Annotated in this window: 14 protein-coding genes; all 14 read right to left on the bottom strand. The window is 72.4% G+C overall.

The features are described from left to right. Positions 1-53 precede the first annotated feature (53 nt). Positions 54-677, bottom strand: a complete 624-nt coding sequence (locus tag VF647_14290; protein HEX8453268.1) for a sugar transferase — start codon at positions 675-677, stop codon at positions 54-56. Continuing rightward, a complete protein-coding gene (locus VF647_14285; GenBank protein HEX8453267.1) occupies positions 674-1,831 on the bottom strand; it encodes a glycosyltransferase family 4 protein in 1,158 nt (385 codons plus the stop codon). The genes VF647_14290 and VF647_14285 overlap by 4 nt, the downstream gene beginning before the upstream one ends. Next, positions 1,819-3,795 (bottom strand): asparagine synthase (glutamine-hydrolyzing), encoded by a 1,977-nt coding sequence (gene asnB / locus VF647_14280; GenBank protein ID HEX8453266.1) that lies wholly within the window; start codon positions 3,793-3,795, stop codon positions 1,819-1,821. The genes VF647_14285 and asnB overlap by 13 nt, the downstream gene beginning before the upstream one ends. A gap of 210 nt (positions 3,796-4,005) precedes the next feature. After that, positions 4,006-5,028, bottom strand: coding sequence for an SDR family oxidoreductase (locus VF647_14275; protein ID HEX8453265.1), 1,023 nt, complete (start codon positions 5,026-5,028; stop codon positions 4,006-4,008). Between the two features lie 44 nt (positions 5,029-5,072). Continuing rightward, positions 5,073-6,257 (bottom strand): glycosyltransferase family 1 protein, encoded by a 1,185-nt coding sequence (locus VF647_14270; protein ID HEX8453264.1) that lies wholly within the window; start codon positions 6,255-6,257, stop codon positions 5,073-5,075. Beyond that, on the bottom strand, positions 6,250-7,509 hold the full coding sequence (locus VF647_14265; GenBank protein HEX8453263.1) for an O-antigen ligase family protein: 1,260 nt from the start codon (positions 7,507-7,509) through the stop codon (positions 6,250-6,252). Before VF647_14265 ends, VF647_14270 begins: the two co-directional genes overlap by 8 nt. Before the next feature lie 3 nt (positions 7,510-7,512). Then, positions 7,513-8,685 carry a glycosyltransferase family 4 protein gene (locus VF647_14260; GenBank protein ID HEX8453262.1) on the bottom strand — a complete coding sequence of 391 codons (1,173 nt, stop codon included), beginning with the start codon at positions 8,683-8,685 and terminating at the stop codon, positions 7,513-7,515. Between the two features lie 12 nt (positions 8,686-8,697). Then, positions 8,698-9,855: a glycosyltransferase family 1 protein gene (locus tag VF647_14255; GenBank protein ID HEX8453261.1), complete on the bottom strand. Its 1,158-nt coding sequence runs from the start codon at positions 9,853-9,855 to the stop codon at positions 8,698-8,700. 144 nt (positions 9,856-9,999) lie between these two features. Further along, entirely contained in the window at positions 10,000-11,292 is a 1,293-nt protein-coding gene (locus tag VF647_14250) for a glycosyltransferase family 1 protein (GenBank protein HEX8453260.1), read from the bottom strand. After that, positions 11,289-12,500 carry a glycosyltransferase family 4 protein gene (locus VF647_14245; GenBank protein HEX8453259.1) on the bottom strand — a complete coding sequence of 404 codons (1,212 nt, stop codon included), beginning with the start codon at positions 12,498-12,500 and terminating at the stop codon, positions 11,289-11,291. Before VF647_14245 ends, VF647_14250 begins: the two co-directional genes overlap by 4 nt. Positions 12,501-12,505: 5 nt before the next feature. Then, positions 12,506-13,699, bottom strand: coding sequence for a glycosyltransferase family 4 protein (locus VF647_14240; GenBank protein ID HEX8453258.1), 1,194 nt, complete (start codon positions 13,697-13,699; stop codon positions 12,506-12,508). A gap of 16 nt (positions 13,700-13,715) precedes the next feature. Next, complete coding sequence (locus VF647_14235) at positions 13,716-14,366, bottom strand: methyltransferase domain-containing protein (GenBank protein ID HEX8453257.1); 651 nt, start codon at positions 14,364-14,366, stop codon at positions 13,716-13,718. Further along, a complete protein-coding gene (locus VF647_14230) occupies positions 14,363-15,733 on the bottom strand; it encodes an ABC transporter ATP-binding protein (GenBank protein HEX8453256.1) in 1,371 nt (456 codons plus the stop codon). Before VF647_14230 ends, VF647_14235 begins: the two co-directional genes overlap by 4 nt. 23 nt (positions 15,734-15,756) lie before the next feature. Continuing rightward, positions 15,757-16,614: an ABC transporter permease gene (locus VF647_14225; GenBank protein HEX8453255.1), complete on the bottom strand. Its 858-nt coding sequence runs from the start codon at positions 16,612-16,614 to the stop codon at positions 15,757-15,759. Between the last annotated feature and the right edge of the window lie 119 nt (positions 16,615-16,733).

Raw genomic sequence — 16,733 nt, 5'->3', positions numbered from 1 at the left:
GTTCGGGCGAGCGCCCCCGGAGGGGCCCTTCGCCGCGTATTCATGGGCGCACTTCACCGCGGCTCGCCGCCGGGCCAGCGCTCCTCGTCCAGGTTGAGCATGGCGCTGCGGGGGTCCACCACCACGCCCTTCTGCCCCAGCAGCGAGGCGGCCGTGCGCGCGAGCACCTTGAGGTCGAGCCAGAGGCTCTGGTGCTCCACGTACCACACGTCCATCTCCAGCCGCTCGGCCCAGCGGGCGGTGTTGCGGCCGTTCACCTGCGCCCAGCCGGTGATCCCCGGCCGTACGTCGTGCCGGCGCTGCTCCCGCGGCGTGTAGTACGGCAGGTAGCGCATCAGCAGAGGGCGCGGCCCCACCAGGCTCATGTCGCCGCGGAGCACGTTGATGAGCTCCGGCAGCTCGTCGAGGCTGGTCTTGCGCAGGAAGCGCCCCACCGCCGTCAGCCGCTCGCCGTCGGGCAGCGGGTTCCCGTTCTCGTCGTGCGCGTCGCGCATCGTGCGGAACTTGTACATCGCGAACGGCACCGCGTGCCGCCCGGGGCGCACCTGCCGGAAGAGGACCGGCGAGCCCATCGACCAGCGAACCGCCACCGCCACGGCCAGGAGCACGGGCGAGAGCACCAGCAGCCCCCCCGCCGACGCCAGCACGTCCACCAGGCGCTTGACGGCCGCGCTCACGCCGGCTCCGGGCCCGCCAGACCCATCGTCTCCAGGATGACGCGGTTTACCTTGTGGACGTCGTACTTCTCTTCGGCGATGCGGCGGGACTCGCGCCCCATCCGCTCCACCAGCGCGCGGTCCACCACCAGCGCCTCCATGGCCCGGGCCAGCGCGGCGGCGTCGCGTACGGGCACCAGGAAGCCGTTGACGCCGTCCCGCACCGTCTCGCGGCAGCCGGGTGCGTCGGTGGTCACGATGGGGCGCCCCATCGCCATCGCCTCCAGCACCGAGCGCGGCGTCCCCTCGCCGTAGGAGGGGAGGACGTACACGGTGGTCCCGGCGATGGTGGGACGCACGTCCGGCAGCCAGCCCAGGAACTCGACGATCCCCTCGCGCCCCCACGCGTCCAGCTCCTCCTGCGAGATGCTGGTGGGGTTGTCGTCGTCGCGGAACCCCGCCATGCGGAAGACCGCCTCCGGGTGCCGCGCGCGGACCATGCGCGCGGCCTCCACGAACTCGCGGATCCCCTTGTCCGCCAGGAAGCGCGCCATCAGCAGGAACGAGGCGGGCCCTTCTGGCAGCGGCACCGGCGTGTAGTGGTCGGTCTCCACGCCGCTGCCGTTGACGATCACTCCCTGCCCGGGGTCGCGCACGAGGCGCAGCCGCTCGAATGTGGCGCGGTCGTCCGGGTTCTGGAAGAAGACGCGGTCCGCGCCGCGCAGGCTGAGCCGGTAGAGCCGCCGGGCCAGGGCCCGCACCACCCTTCCCTCGCGCCCCTCGCTCATGAAGGCGTAGCCGAGCCCCGTGATCATGGCGAAGCGCCGCGGCACCCGCGCGATCCGTGCCGCCAGCAGCCCCCAGATCACCGGCTTGATGGTGTAGCCCAGGATCACGTCCGGCCGCACCTCGCGAAAGAGCGCCACCAGCGCGGCCAGGGTGCGCAGGTCCTCGTCCGGCCGCAGCCCGGTGCGGTTGAAGGGGACGTCGCGGTACGTGACCCCCATGCCCGCCAGCGCCTCCACGATCTCCGGCGAGGCCGCGGGGGCGCAGGCGACCACGCGATGCCCCCGCTCGACCATGGCGCGCAGCAGCGACCCGCGAAAGGTGACCAGCGACTGGGCGTATCCACCGAGCACCAGCACCGTGGTGGGTGCGGAGCTCAGGGCGCCCACCGCTCGCGCCACGCCTGGAACATCAGGACGTTCCACAGGTCGTACGCCCAGTTGCGGCGCCCGGCCAGGTGCTCGCTCCACTTGCGGCGGATGGGCTCGGCCGCGAAGAAGCCCTCGTCGCGCAGGCGGTCCTCGGCCAGGAGCGCCTCGGCCCACGGGCGCAGCGGCCCGCGCAGCCACGGGCCGATCGGCACGCCGAAGCCCTGCTTGGGGCGTTCGAACAGCTCGCGCGGCACGTGGCGGGCCAGGAGCTGCCGCAGGATCCACTTTCCCTGCGTCCCCCTGATCTTCATCCCCAGCGGGAGCTTCCAGGCGAACTCCACCACGCGGTGGTCCAGGAGCGGCGCGCGGGCCTCCAGGCTCACCGCCATGCTGGCGCGGTCCACCTTGGTGAGGATGTCGTCCGGCAGGTAGCTGACCGTGTCCAGCACCATCATCACGTGGGCGAAGCTGCGCAGGTCCGGCCGGCGCGCGCGGTCGGTGAGCACGGTGACCGGCTCGCGCCCGCCGCCGCGCACCACGGAGAGCGGTTCCTGCCAGTGCGAGGTCAGGGTGCGGTACGCCGCCTCCATCCCCCGCGCCGGCAGCACCCCGGCGAACTTGTGCACCTTGTCGCCGCTCAGGGCTCGCCGCGCGCGGCCCGGCAGCACCGGCGCCACGGCGTCGAAGAAGCGGTCCCACCCCTCGGGCGAGGGTGCCGTGAGGAGGCGCGCGGCGGCCGAGCGCATCACCGGCGGCACGCGGTTGTAGCGCGCCAGGCGCTCCGCCTGGAAGTGCCGCTGGTAGCCGCCGAACACCTCGTCGCCGCCGTCGCCGGAGAGCACCACCGTCACGTCGCGCCGGGCGAGCTGGCACACCAGAAAGGTGGGGATCTGCGACGAGTCGGCGAACGGCTCGTCGAAGAAGTCGGGGAGGCGCGGGATGACTGCCTGCGCCTCCTCGGGCGTCACGTACAGCTCGGTGTGCTCGGTGCCCAGGTGCTCCGCCACGCGCCGCGCGTCCACCGCCTCGTCCAGCACCGGGTCGAAGAGGCCGATGGTGAAGGTCTTCACCGGGCGCTCCGCCCGCCGCTGCATCAGCGCCACCACGGCGGATGAATCGATGCCGCCCGAGAGGAGCGCGCCGAGCGGCACGTCGGCCAGCATGCGCTCGCCCACGGCGCGGCCCAGCACCTCTTCGAGCTCGTCGACGGCTTCCTCTTCCGTCAGGCCGAGCGGCGAGCGCGCTCCCTGCTCGGCCACCGCCGTGGCGGACCAGTAGGTGCGCACGTGGTCCTGCGCCCCCTCGGTGCTGGAGGCCGGGGCGCCGCCCTCGCGCAGCGTGAGGAGGGTGCCGGGGCGGAGCTTGAAGACGCCGCGAAAGATGGTGTGCGGCGCCGGCACGCAGTTGTGCCGCAGCAGCAGCGCAAGCGCTCCGCGGTCGATCTCCGGCCGGAAGCCGGGAAAGGTGTGGAACGCCTTGAGCTCGGAGGCAAAGAGGAGGGTGTCGCCCGCCCAGCCGTAGTAGAGCGGCTTCTTGCCGAGCCGGTCGCGCACCAGGTGGAGCTGGCGGTCGCGCCGGTCCCAGATCCCCATGGCGAACATCCCCGCCGACCGCTCCAGCGCGCCGTCGATCCCCCACTCCTCGAACGCCGCCAGCAGGATCTCGGTGTCCGAATGGCCGCGGAAGCGGTGCCCGACCGCCTCAAGCTCGCGCCTCAGGTGGGGGAAGTTGTACACCTCCCCGTTGTAGGCGAGCACGAAGCGGCCGCTCTCCGAGGCCATCGGCTGGTGGCCGTCGGGAGAGAGGTCCACGATGGAGAGCCGCCGGTGCCCGAAGGCGACGCCGCAGCCGGCATCGGCCCACACGCCGCCGTCGTCCGGCCCGCGGTGGCGCAGCGAGTCGGCCATCCGCGTCGCCGCCGCGGCCAGCTCATCCGCGGACGAAGCTCCCCTCTGGTCGAATAATCCCGCTATCCCGCACATGGTCCGGACATCTCCTGTTGACTGCGCGCGGGCGAACGCCGCCCCGCACCCCTTCCCTTCGCACTCCCTACCCGCACCCGCCCGCCCTCAAAGCGCAGAGCGCGCCTCGGCCCGGAGCGCGCGTGCGAAGGCGGCATTGAAGGGGCGTCCGATCCCCAAATGGGCCGCCAACTTACCCGCCGGGGCCATCCGCCGCAAGCGAAAACGGCGTCACCCGGCGTGCGCCGCGTACCATTCCAGCGTCTCGCGCAGCCCCTCCTCCGCCGTGTGCGTAGGCTCGTAGCCCAGCCGCTCGCGGGCCTTGGTGATGTCCGCCTGCGAGTGGCGCACGTCGCCGGCGCGAAAGGGCGCGTACTTCGGCTCGGCGCCCGCCACGCCGGGCCGGAAAGCGGCGAGGCCGTCGCGGATCCACTCGAAGAGCTGGTTCAGCGTGGTGCGCCCGCCCAGCGCCACGTTGTACACCTCGTCCGTCACCTTGCCCGTGGCGGTGGCGGCCAGGAGGTTGGCCTGCACCACGTTCTCCACGAAGCAGAAGTCGCGCGAGGTCTCGCCGTCGCCGTTGATGACGCACTCGTGGCCCCGCAGCAGCGTTCCCACCCAGCGCGGGATCACGGCGGCGTAGGCGCCCTCCGGGTCCTGCCTGCGGCCGAAGACGTTGAAGTAGCGCAGCCCCACCGTCTCGATGCCGTAGTTGCGCTCGAAGACGCTGGCGTACAGCTCGTCCACGTACTTGGTGACGGCGTACGGCGACAGCGGCCGGCCGATGCGGTCCTCCACCTTGGGGAGCGCGGGATGGTCGCCGTAGGTGCTGCTGGACGCCGCAAAGACGAACCGGCGCACCTTTGCGTCACGCGCGGCCACCAGGATGTTGAGGAACCCGGTGACGTTGGCCGCGTGCGTGGCGATGGGGTCCTCCAGCGAGCGGGGGACGCTCCCCAGCGCCGCCTGGTGCAGCACGAAGTCCACCCCGCGGCAGGCATCGTGGCAGGTGTCCAGGTCGCGGATGTCGCCGTCGATGAAGCGGAAGCGCTCCCACGCCCCGTCGCCGGCCTGCGCGCGCACGTCGTCCAGGTTGCGGCGGTGGCCGGTGGCGAAGTTGTCCAGCCCCACCACCGTCTGCCCCAGCCCCAGCAGCCCCTCCACCAGGGCGCTGCCGATGAACCCGGCCGCGCCCGTCACCAGCCAGGTGCGGGGCGCGGCGCGCAGCTCTTCCTTCACCGTCTCATATCTCATCGGCACGTAGCCTTGGCTCTCTCGTCAGTCGGACACCGCCGCGCTCACCCGTGGACCGGGTGGTTGGAGGCGCTCAGCACCTCTTCGTATACCTCCACCATCTTGCGCGCGTGCACCCGCCAGCTGAAGAGGGCGCCGTGCTCCACGTTGGCCGCGCGGCGCGCCCGCCACCGCTCCGGCTGCGTGCGGCGCTCCTCCAGCAGCTCCACGACCGCCTCCGTCCAGGCCGGCACGTCGCCCACGGGGCAGTAGCGCGCCAGCGAGCCGCCCACCTCGCGCAGAACGGGGATGTCGCTGGCCACCACGGGGGTGCCGCAGGCCATCGCCTCCGGCACCGGCATCCCGAACCCCTCCACCTCCGAGGGCTGCAGCGCCAGCGCGGCGCGGCGGTACACGGCCGAAAGGACCTCGCGCTCCACGAAGGGGAGCACCAGGATGGAGCCCTCCAGCCCCAGCGAGCGCACCAGCTCCAGGTGCTCGGGCAGGAAGCCGCCCCCCGCGCGGATGAGCCGCACCCCCGGCACCCGCTCGCGCAGCGCGGCGAAGACGCGCAGGAGCACGTCGATGCGCTTGCGCGGCATCAGGCTCCCCACGTGCAGCAGGTCCACCGTGAGTCCCGCCGGGCCGAGCAACGCCTCCGCCTTCGCGTCCGCCACGGGATCGGGGTCAGGCGACGACGCGGGGTGCGTGCCGATGTGCACCACCGTCACCCGCTCCGGCTTCGCCAGGCCGAACGCCAGCAGCTCGTCGCGCACGGCGTGGGTGTCGCACACGACGCGGGCTGCGGAGCGCACCGCGTGCATCTGCTGCCGCGCCATGGCGCGGTACATCCACGAGCGCGGCGCCTTTTCCGGCTCCAACAGGCAGCGGAACGCTTCCAGGTCGTGGCAGGTGACGATGGTGCGCCTGGCCGGAAGGACGTGCGCGAGCTGGCCGTAGCTGTGCTCCGTCAGGTGGAACAGGTCGAAGCGCTTGCGGCTGCGCAGCAGGTGGCCCGGAAAGTCGCCGAAGCGGTTCAGCAGCCGGTCCGCGCGCACGGCGATGCGGTGACGCCCCGCGCGCGGCAGGCGCTCGAAGCGGCGCACCAGCCGCGGCACCACCCGCTCCGCGCGGATGTGCGGCTCGTGGTGCCGGCGCAGCGTGTCCAGCAGCATCTCCGCGCACAGGTCCATGCTGTGCCACTGCTCCTCGGCCAGCGGCGAGATGAGCGCCACCCGCACGCTACGCATGGGCCGCCTCCGCCAGCCGCTCCGCGCGCCGTGCCGCCGGCGCGCGGGCGGGCCTGCTCCCCGCGGGCGCCACGGCCACCACCAGCAGCGTGAACCAGAAGGTGGGCTGGCGCAGCACGTAGTGGAAGGTGCTGAACAGCATCAGCGAGAGGAGAAGGATCAGCCGGAAGTGCGCGCGGTCGCGCAGCGCCAGCCAGCCGGCCCACGCGAGCAGCGCCAGGTACGCGACGAGCCCCACGATCCCCGTGCTGGTGCTCCAGTCCAGGTAGGTGTTGTGCGACTCGAACCCCTCGTAAGGCCTGTCGTGGCCGGCGTGCGACCCCGGCCCCAGCCCCACCACGGGCGAGCTCTGGAACGCCTCGAAGCCGTGCCCCCACAGGGTGAACCGGTCGGAGCCCTGGTCGGAGCCGGAGAGGTCGGTGGCCTCCTCCACCACCTTGCCGACGATGCGCGGCACCGCCACGCCGGCCGCCCCCAGCAGCATCAGCGGGATCACCACGCGCACGATCCCCTCGCGCACCACGTTGCCGGTGTTCACGGACGCCGCGCGCATGAAGGCGACGCAGACCAGCAGCGCGCCCCCGAGCTGCCACGCCAGGATCAGGCTGTCGCTGAGCGTGCCCACGCCCATCACCGTGGCCACGAGCGCCACCGCCAGCCACGCCATCCTGCGCCTGGCGGTCCCGCTCTCGGCGCGCAGCTGGAGCGCGATCAGCGGCATGGCCAGCATCAGCAGGGCGAGCTGGTTGGGGTTGACCGCCCAGCCGGTGAAGCGCGCTCCGTACCAGGGGTCCACCGGCCCCGTTCCGATCCCCCCCAGGCTGACCACCGCCAGCAGCGCGTTGGGGATCACCGCCATCAGCAGCATCCCCGCCGCCGCACCGCGCACCCGCTCGCGCAGGTCGCCCTCCAGCAGAAAGGTGATGATGGTGACGGCGGTGAAGGTGAAGGCGAAGGTGTCGTACAGCGCCGCGTTCTTTTGCGGCACGCCGATGAAGATCTTGGCGAGCCACCCGGCCGCGAAGAACGCGGGCACGAGGCACCAGAACCAGAGGAGCGGGCGCGCCTCGCGCGGAACGACCACGGTGCGCTGCACCGCCAGCGTGGCGAAGCGGAACGCCAGCCAAAGCACCAGCATCACCTCGCCGGGGCCGGCGGGGCCCAGGCGCAGCTGCGTGGCGGTGGTGGCCGCGAGCGCGACCCCGAACCACGCCGCCGAAAAGCGGTGCCCGTTGGCGGAACGGCCGGCCACGCGCTACTCCCTCTCCCCGCGCAGGAGCGCGGCGAAGCGGTCCTTGTAGCGCGTCTGGGCGAAGACGTCCAGGCACCGCTCGCGCGCCCTGGCACCCAGCCGGGCGCGGAGGCCGGCGTCGTCCATCAGCATGCGCAGCCGCCCGGCGAGCGCTTCGGGGTCGTCCGGCTGCACGATCAGTCCGCTCTCGCCGTCCACCACCGTCTCCTCGCTGCCGCCCGCGTAGGTCACGATGACGGGCAGGTGGGTGGCCATCGCCTCCAGCGTCACGATCCCCAGCCCCTCCTCGCGCGAGGCGAGGACGAAGATGTCGCTGGCGGAAAGGAGCGCCGGCAGGTCGTCGCGCCACCCCAAAAAGGTGACGGGAAGGCGCTTCTCCTCCACCTGGCGCCGCAGCGCGGCCATGTACTCCGCGTCCGTCTCGCGCGCCAGGTCGCCCGCGATGGCCAGGTGCACCGCGGGGCCGCCGGGCACCACGCGCTCCAGCGCCGAGAGCAGGGTGTCGTACCCCTTGCGATGGCAGATCGACCCGGCGGTGGCGATCAGCAGCCCCTCTTCCGGAAGCCCGAAGCGGCGGCGGAGCTCGCGGCGCGCCTCGTCGCTGGGGGCGGGCGCGTACCCCGACGCGTCGATCCCCGCGTAGTTGACGGAGAGCTTGGCGCGCGCGCGCTCCCTGGCCCGGGGCGGGAGGGCCTTGGCCGCCGCCCTGGACACCATCATCATCTCGTCCGCTGCCCACGCGCCCAGCGCGGATAGCCCGCGGAACGACGGCCCGCCGTGGATCGTCCAGAAGAGCCGCTTGCGCAGGAGCAGCTTGCTGGGCGTGAGGAAGAAGACGCTGCGCAGCTCGTTGGCGTACAGGATGTCGGCCCCCACCCGCCGGGCGTGGCGCAGCACGCGCATGGCGTACATCAGCAGCGAAAAGGAGATCAGCACCTTGCGGGGCGCCGACGCGGCGAGCGCGGCCCCGCCGAAGATGTCCAGGGTGGCGGGTACGGGGATGACTTCCACGCGCAGCCCCGCTTCACGGGCGATCCGCGTGAGCATCCCCTCCTTGCCGGTGGCGATGATCGGCTCGAAGCCACGCTCGCGGATCCCTTCCGCCAGCGTGATCATGGCACGCTGCGCCCCGAAGGCACAGTCGTGATACGGATCGTACATCAGTACGCGCTTCATTCCCACCCTGGTTCACGAACACGCGGCGCGGTACAGGATCTCCATCGTCCGCTGCGTGGTGCTCTCCCATGTGAAGCGGGCCGCCTGCTCCCGCCCCTTTCGTATCCACTCGGCGCGCAGGCCGGGGTCCCGCTCCAGCCGCGCCACCGCGTCCGCCATGGCCTGGCTGTCGCCGGGGTCCACGGAGAGCCCGCCCTCGCCCATCACCTCCGGAACCGACGTGCGGTTGGAGGCGATCACCGGCGCGCCGCACGCCATCGCCTCCAGCACGGGGAGCCCGAACCCCTCATAGAGCGAGGGAAAGAGGAAGGCCGTGCAGTGCGCGTACAGGCAGCGGAGCTCCGTCTCGCTCACCTTGCCCAGGTCCACCACGGCGTCCGCCACCCCGAGCGCCTCGGCGTGGCGCATCACCTGGGGCCAGTGGGCGTTGGCCGTGCCCCCGGCCACCACCAGCCGCATGGCGCTCCCCCCCGCCCGCACCCGCGCCAGCGTGTCCACGGCGGCCACGTGGTTCTTGTGCGGAAAGCGGTTCCCCACGCAGAACAGGTACGGCCGCAGCCCCTGCGCGCGCGCGCAGTGCGCGGCCTCGGCGGGCTCCAGCGGGCGGAACGAGGGGCCCACGCCCAGCGGCACCACCTCCACCTTCTTCGCCGCGCCCGGCACGTACGACACGATGTCGCGCCGCGTGGACTCCGAGTCGGCGATCATCCGCCAGGCGAGCCGGGCCCCCGCGTGCAGGATGATGGTGGAGGCGATCCGCTCGCGCCTGCGCACCAGCCCCGGCAGCTTGATGGGGATCAGGTCGTGCACCGTCACCACGCTGCGGCGCGGGTGCAGCAGCAGGGGCACGTCCGAAAACGGGAAGTGCCACACGTCCGCGCGGGTCTGGCCGCGGGCCGCCATCCGGGCCCAGGCGAGCTGCGACTGGTGGCTGCTCCAGCTGCGCGGAAAGGGGAGGACGGTGGCCTGGTCTTCCGCGCCCCAGTCCGCCAGCAGCGCGTGGAGCTCGTCCGGCTCGCCCAGCAGCACCAGGCGGCCGAAGCGCGGGTCCGCGAAGAGGGCGGCGAGCACCTCCCGCACGTAGCGCCCCACGCCGGTGCTGTGGACCGCGCGCGCGTCCATCCCCAGCGTCATGCGGCGCCCCGGGCCTGCCGTGCCATCCGCCGCCATCGTCATCCCTCCGCCCCGTCTGGCTCCGCGCGCCGGCCGAGGGCGCCCCGTTCCGTTGGAATCCCGAATTTAGAGCAACCCGCGCACCTTTGCAATGGCCCCGCGAGGCCGCACGGAGCACCCAAGTTCCACCCGCGCAACGTGTTACGACGCACTGGCGGCGCGGTAGGCGGCGATGGTGTCGCGGGTGCACCGCTCCCAGCTGAAGTGCCGCGCGCGCGCCAGCGACCGCTCGCGCAGCGTCTCTCGCAGCGCGGGGGTGCGGTAGACGTCGAGCATCGCCTGGCAGAGCGCGTCCCCGTCGCGCGGGTCGAGCAAGATGCCCGCGTCGCCCACGACCTCAGGGAGCGAGGAGGTGTTGGAGGTGATGACGGGGACGCCGCACTGCATGGCCTCCAGCGGCGGCAGCCCGAATCCCTCGTAGAGCGACGGGTAGACGAACGCGGTGGCGCCGCTGTAGAGCGCGGCCAGGTTCTCGTCCGCCACGAAGCCGGGAAGGATGATGCGCCCGCGCAAGTCGCCGGCGCCGGAGATCGCCTCGAAGATCCCGTCGTGGTGCCACCCCTTCGTCCCCGCGAGCACGAAGTACAGGTCACGCACCCCCTCGTCGCGCACCAGCCGGACGAACGAGCGGATCGCGTGATCCATGTTCTTTCGCGGCTCCAGCGTGTTGAGGCTCAGCAGGTACGGCGCGTCGGGGATCCCGTAGCGCGCCTTCACCTCCGCGATCCGCTCCGCGTCCGTCACGGGGTGGAAGAGGTCCGGCGCGGCGGCCAGCGGGGTGACGAAGACCCGCGCCGGGTCGATTCCCGTGTGCTCGCACAGGTCGTCGCGCCCGGAGGCGGAGATGCAGATCGCCCACGCGTCGCGGTCCAGGCTGGCGAGCACGGCCCGGAAGCGGCGCAGCACGTGGACGTCGAACAGCTCGGGGAAGAGCACCGGGATCAGGTCGAGCACGGTGAGCAGGCGCGCGGGCGGCCTTCCCCGCCCCGCCCAGCGCGGCAGCGGCGCGGAGGGGGAGTGGAAGACGTCGGCGTCCACCCAGTCGCCCAGCCGGCGGTGCCCCAGCGCGGCCTCGGCGGCCTTGACCCCGCGCGCCATCACGCCGCGCGCGACGCGCACGTGCTTCGCGTCTGACGGGCGCAGGTCCATACGCAGCAGCGGGTGCGCGAGCGCGTCCACCAGCCCCGCGCGCGGCGGCGCCACCAGCGGCACGTGCCGCAGCGACGCATCCTCGGCGACGTGCGCCCGCGCCAGCCCGCGCACCCGCGCCGATTCCACCGCCGCGAAGCGCAGCTCGCATTCCGGCGCGGCGGCCAGCCCGTGCGCGAGCCGCTCCGTCACGCGGTAGGTGCCCGTGCGGCTGAGCTGCGACCGGTGCCCAGCGCCCAGGATTGACACGTCGTACACCACCCGCAGCGGCGCGCCCGGCGTCACGCCGCGCTCCCGGCCGCGACGGCCGCGCGCAGCCCTTCCTCGATCTGCTCGATCGTGCGCTCGAGGGTGAAGTGGCGCTCCACCGACTCGCGCGCGTTGCGCCGGACGCGCTCGAACAGCGCGTCATCCTCCATCAGCCGTCCGACCTGCCGCGCGCACGCCGCCGCGTCGCCGGGCGCGAAGACGAGCGCGTTCTCGCCGTCGCGCACGATCTCGCCGCTGCCGCCGGTGCCGGTCGCGACGACGGGGAGGCCGCACGCCATCGCCTCCAGGATCGTGATGCCGAACGGCTCGTTCCACACGGAGGGAAAGACGAGCACGTCGTGGTCGTGGTACAGCGCCACGATCTCCGCGCGTGGCACCCGGCCGCGAAAGCTCACCGCCTCCTCCAGCCCCAGCTCGCCCACGCGCCGCCGCAGCTCGTGCCCGTACGGATTGTCCGCGTCGCCCGCGATGGTGAGGGTGGCCGGCGCTTCGAGCAGGGCGAGCGCCTCGATCACCGTGTGCACCCCCTTGTGCGGCAGCACCTGCCCGACGAAGAGCAGCCTGCGCACCTCGGGACGGGGCTCGGCGCGAAAGGGAAAGGTGGCCGGATCGATCCCCCAGTGGATGGTGCGGGCGCCCTCGGTGCGCACGCCGGCGGCGCGCACGGCCTCGGCCAGGTACGCGCTGCCGAATTGCACGTTGCGAAAGGCCACCCCGCCGCTCACGGCCGGCATCCCCGCCGCCGCCGCCACGCGCGCCGGGACGCCGCCGCCCTTCCAGAAGCGGAGGACCAGGTCGTCGCCACGCGCCATCCACTCGTCGAACACGTAGAAGGCCGTGGGCATTCCCAGCGCCGGCAGCGCCGCGGCCAGCGAGACGGAGGTGCCCACCGGGTTCCACACGTACACCACGTCCGGGCGGAACTCCGCCGCCAGCCGGCGCAGCGCCGCCCAGTTCCCCCGCTCCTTGCGCACCAGCCGCGCCAGCGTGGCCAGGCGCCGCACGGGGGCCGGGCGCCACGCGCGGGCGGGCTCGGGGCCCACGCCCGTCATCCAGCGGTGCACCTCGCCCTCGCTGCGCGGCCCGCTCCCGCCGTACGTGCTGGTGAGCACCGCCACCTGGTGCCCGCGCAGGCGCAGCGCCTCCACCGCCGTGGCGCAGCCCAGCTCGTAGCCGCCGATGAAGTGGGGTGGATAGAAGTTGGAGACCACCAGGATGCGCATCGGCGTCAACCGCCGTACGCCCGCAGGCAGCGCTCCGCCACCGCGCGCCAGGTGAAGCGCCGCGCGACCGTCTCGCGCCCGCGCTGCCCCATGGCCGCCGCCTCCGCCGGGTTGTCCAGCAGGAAGGCGATCCGCTCGCGGAGCGCATCGGGCGAGTTGGGCGGCACCACGAAGCCGGTCACGCCCTCGTCCACGAACTCCGGCATCCCCCCCACGTCGGTGCAGATGGCCGGCGTGCCGCACGCCATGCTCTCCAGCAGCACCAGCCCCAGGAGCTCGGGGATCTCGTGGTGCACGCCGTACGTGTCGCGGTACACGGAGGGGAGCACCGTGACGGCGGCTTCGCGGTAGGCGCGCACCAGCTCCTCGTCGCTCGCGTCGGTCACGAAGCGCACGTTCTTCCCCGCCGCCAGCTCCTGGAGGAGGGCAAAGTACTCCGGGCTGTACGGCCTTCCCATCACCACCAGCTCCCACCCCGGCTCCACCGCGCGGACCAGGTCGTCGATCCCCTTGTGCGGCAGCAGGCGGCCCACGAAGAGCACCCGGGGCGGCTTGGGGCCGGCGGCGGGGGGGATCTCCAGGAAGCTGTCGTCCACGCCGCCGTGGATCACCGTCCCGTGCTCCCCGTCCGGCAGCACGCGCGCGCCGAACTCGGAGATGGGCAGGAAGCCGGTCACCACGCGCGCCACCGGCAGCACGTGCGTGAAGTGGCGCCCCGTGCCGCCCAGGTCGGTCACGAACACCCGCTTCCCCAGCGCCGCGCCCGCCAGCGCCGCGAAGTTCGTGACGATGGTGCGGTACTGGTGGCAGTGCACCACGTCGAAGCCGCGCAGCATCGGCAGAAAGGAGAACGACACCGGGTCGAACGGCACCCCGTCCTTGAGCTCCAGGATGGGAAAGATCTCCACCCGCAGCGCACCGTGCTGCTCCGTGCGGCGCTCCGGCCCGAAGCTCAGGAAGACGGTCTCCACCAGCCCGGCCATCGCCTGCGCCAGGCTCACGGCGTAGCGCTCGCCCCCGCCGATGATGGACCCGCCGCCGAAGAAGGCGGGAGAGACGTGCACCACCCGGCGCACGCTCCCCCGCCCCGCTCCCCCCAGCCGGCGGTTGGCCGCGGCGGCGCCGTACAGTGCCACGGCGGCCGCGCGCAGCGAGGTCCAGCTCGCCAGCGCCCGCCGCACGCCCGCGCTCTCCGTCATCTGCCCGGCCCCCGGCTCAGGCGGCCAGCGGCTTCCGGCACTCGCCCGCGATGCAGATCGACTTGGTGGCGGAGTAGGGGCGCACGCGGTTCACCAGCCGCCAGAACCACGACGTGCGGCGCTGCTTCTTCGTCGCCAGCTCGTGCACCAGCTTCGCGTTCTCGCCCACCAGGTCGCCCGCGTCGTTGAAGCGCACGTCGTACTCGTCCAGCAGCGGCGCGATGGCGCGGCAGTAGGCGTACGCCTCGGGCGCGTACCACACGCGGCTGAGGTCGTAGTAGCGCTTGATGAGGCTCAGCGTCTCCTCGGGCGGCACGCAGAACTGGTGCTGCGTGTCCACCACGCTCTGCTGGTAGTTGCGCGAGCGCCGCCCCAGCTCCTGCTCTATGTGCAGCATGGGAGTGGTGAGCGTCAGCTTGGCCCCCGGCTTGGAGACGCGGTGGAACTCGCTGAGCGCCTTCTCCTTGTCCTCGATGTGCTCCAGCACCTCCCAGCACACCAGCTCGTCCACCGAGTCGTCCTCGAAGGGAAGGTTCGTGGCGTCGCCGTAGAACACTTCCGTGGATGGAGAGATCTCCCGGGCCCTGCGCAGGTAGTCCTCGTTCACGTCGACCCCAACCCACCCCTCGGGCACGGGCTTGGGACCACACCCTACGATCAGCTTCATGCGGTGAAAACTCCATCCGGGGAATCAACCTGCTCGATCAGCCCGACCGCGGCGCCGTCCGCGGGCGGGGCGGGGCGCAGCTCCCACTCGCCGTCCAGGTACACCACGCCGTGCTCCGCCTTGATGGCCACGCCGCTGCCGTACACGTCGAACTCGGCCACCACCATGCGCACCGCGTGGTCCACGTAGTCCAGCCGCCGCACCCCCGCGTCGTCCACGCCGATGTCGATCCAGTACGTGCCCGGGGTAAAGGGGACGCGGGGGATCTCCAGCACCAGCTCCTCGCGTCCCTGCCGCCGGCCGCGGATCACGGGCGGGCGCATGGCGGTGTTGAAGCCCAGCATGTTCTGGTCGTTGTACGACTTGAAGAGCACGCCCACCACGGGGTTGGGGTACTCCGACAGCCCGTCCACCTCGATCACCATGCGCGCCGGGCGGCTCACGGGGAGCGTGTCGGTCACGCGCCCCATCTCGTCCTGCAGCATCACCTTGCGGATGATCGGCTTGCCGGCCGGTATGCTCGCCGGGCTGCGGCCGGAGTAGTCCCACTCGCCGCGCGGGCCGTCCTCGTCGCTCCCGTGCGCGGCGGTCTGGTACTCCAGGATCGCTTCCTCGGTGTCGCCGTCGAACTTCACGCGCCCCTCCTGGATCACCACGCAGCGGGTGCACAGCGAGTGCACCGCCGTCATGTTGTGGCTCACGAAGAGCACCGTGCGCCCCTCGCGGGCCACGGTGCCCATGCGGGCCACGCACTTCTCCTGGAAGGCGGTGTCGCCCACGGCGAGCACCTCGTCCACGATCAGGATCTCCGGCTCCAGGTGCGCCGCCACGGCGAAGGCCAGGCGCAGGTACATCCCGCTGGAGTAGCGCTTGACCGGGGTGTCCAGGAACTTCCCCACCCCGCTGAACTCCACGATCTCTTCCATGCGGCGCGTGATGTACGCGCGGTCCATCCCCAGGAAGGCGCCGTTCAGGAAGATGTTCTCGCGCCCCGTGAGCTCGGGGTGGAAGCCGGTGCCCACCTCCAGCAGCGAGCCGATGCGGCCGTGCACTTCGGCGCGCCCCACGCTGGGCGGCGTGATGCGGGAGAGGATCTTGAGCAGCGTGCTCTTGCCCGCCCCGTTGCGGCCGATGACGCCCAGCACCTCGCCGTGCTTCACGTCGAACGAGACGTCGCGCAGCGCCCACACCAGCTCGCCCTCGGACTCGCGCGCCCACTTCCCCGTGCGCAGCAGCCCCGCCGCGCGCCTCGCCGGCGTGGTGACGGCGCGCTGCAGCGACTCGCGGACCGTCTTGTACGGCTCGGCGCGGGCCCCGATCCGGTACTGCTTGCCGAGGTGCTCGGCGCGTATGGCGGTGTTCGACATCCAGGATCAGCGGTTCCGATGGCTCACGCCACGTCAGCGAAGGTGCGCTCCACGCGCCGGAAGTAGAGGACCCCGCCCACGAAGAGCAGCAACCCCATCCCCAGGGAGACCCCGATGGTGGACCACCCCACCTGGCCGGTGTTCAGGAAGGCGGCGCGCAGCCCCTCGATGACGCCCACCATGGGGTTGAGCGCGTACACCAGCCGGAACCGCTCCGGCACCACCGAGGCGGGGTACACCACCGGCGACGCGTACATCCACACCTGCACCAGGAAGGGCACCACGTAGCGGATGTCGCGGTACTGGATGTTGAGCGCGGCCAGCCACGACCCCACCCCCGCCGCGGTGAGCGCCATCACCACCACCACGATGGGGACGATGACCAGCGCCAGCGGCGACGGGGTGATGCCGTAGAACACCACCATCGCCAGGATGATGACCATGCCGATGAAGAAGTCCAGCAGCCCGGCCAGCACCGGCGCGGCGGGGATCACCAGGCGCGGAAAGTACACCTTGGTGATCAGGTTGGTGCTCGCCACCAGGCTGGTGCTCGCCCCGGTGAGCGCCGTGGAGAAGTAGGTCCACGGCACCAGCGCCGTGATGGCGAAGGCGGCGTACGGCACCCCGTCGGACGGGATCTTGGCGAAGGTGCCAAAGATGACGGTGAAGAGCAGCGTGGTGAGCAGGGGCTGCAGCACCGCCCACCCCGCGCCCAGCACGGTCTGCGCGTAGCGCACCTTGATGTCGCGCCACACCAGGAACCAGAAGAGCCCCCGGTACGCCCAGAGCTCGCGAAAGTCGATCGCGGCGAAGCGCCCCGCCGGCTGTATGACCAGCGTGGGAATGGAGCCCTGGGTGCCCAGGGCTCCGCCCATCGCCATCGTGCTGCTCTCCGTTTGCATCCTCTTATATGATCCCTGCGGGCCGGCCCGGGGCCGCCCGCCGATTTACGATGGCCTCACACGGAGCCACGGAGCGGGCACTGGAAGAACGACGGAAA

The sequence above is a fragment of the Longimicrobium sp. genome (assembly GCA_036387335.1).
In the GTDB taxonomy this organism is placed as follows: Bacteria; Gemmatimonadota; Gemmatimonadetes; order Longimicrobiales; family Longimicrobiaceae; genus Longimicrobium.
Note: the sequence above shows the minus strand (reverse complement) of the source record. Positions and strands in the feature narration are given on the sequence as shown.

What these genes read in the sequence shown, in the direction of transcription:
- VF647_14230 (HEX8453256.1), bottom strand. Translation starts at nt 15,733, where the DNA reads ATGTCGAACACCGCCATACGCGCCGAGCACCTCGGCAAGCAGTACCGG.
- VF647_14245 (HEX8453259.1), bottom strand. Translation starts at nt 12,500, where the DNA reads ATGCGCATCCTGGTGGTCTCCAACTTCTATCCACCCCACTTCATCGGC.
- VF647_14240 (HEX8453258.1), bottom strand. Translation starts at nt 13,699, where the DNA reads ATGACGGAGAGCGCGGGCGTGCGGCGGGCGCTGGCGAGCTGGACCTCG.
- VF647_14275 (HEX8453265.1), bottom strand. Translation starts at nt 5,028, where the DNA reads ATGAGATATGAGACGGTGAAGGAAGAGCTGCGCGCCGCGCCCCGCACC.
- VF647_14260 (HEX8453262.1), bottom strand. Translation starts at nt 8,685, where the DNA reads ATGAAGCGCGTACTGATGTACGATCCGTATCACGACTGTGCCTTCGGG.
- VF647_14225 (HEX8453255.1), bottom strand. Translation starts at nt 16,614, where the DNA reads ATGGCGATGGGCGGAGCCCTGGGCACCCAGGGCTCCATTCCCACGCTG.
- VF647_14255 (HEX8453261.1), bottom strand. Translation starts at nt 9,855, where the DNA reads ATGGCGGCGGATGGCACGGCAGGCCCGGGGCGCCGCATGACGCTGGGG.
- asnB (HEX8453266.1), bottom strand. Translation starts at nt 3,795, where the DNA reads ATGTGCGGGATAGCGGGATTATTCGACCAGAGGGGAGCTTCGTCCGCG.
- VF647_14270 (HEX8453264.1), bottom strand. Translation starts at nt 6,257, where the DNA reads ATGCGTAGCGTGCGGGTGGCGCTCATCTCGCCGCTGGCCGAGGAGCAG.
- VF647_14235 (HEX8453257.1), bottom strand. Translation starts at nt 14,366, where the DNA reads ATGAAGCTGATCGTAGGGTGTGGTCCCAAGCCCGTGCCCGAGGGGTGG.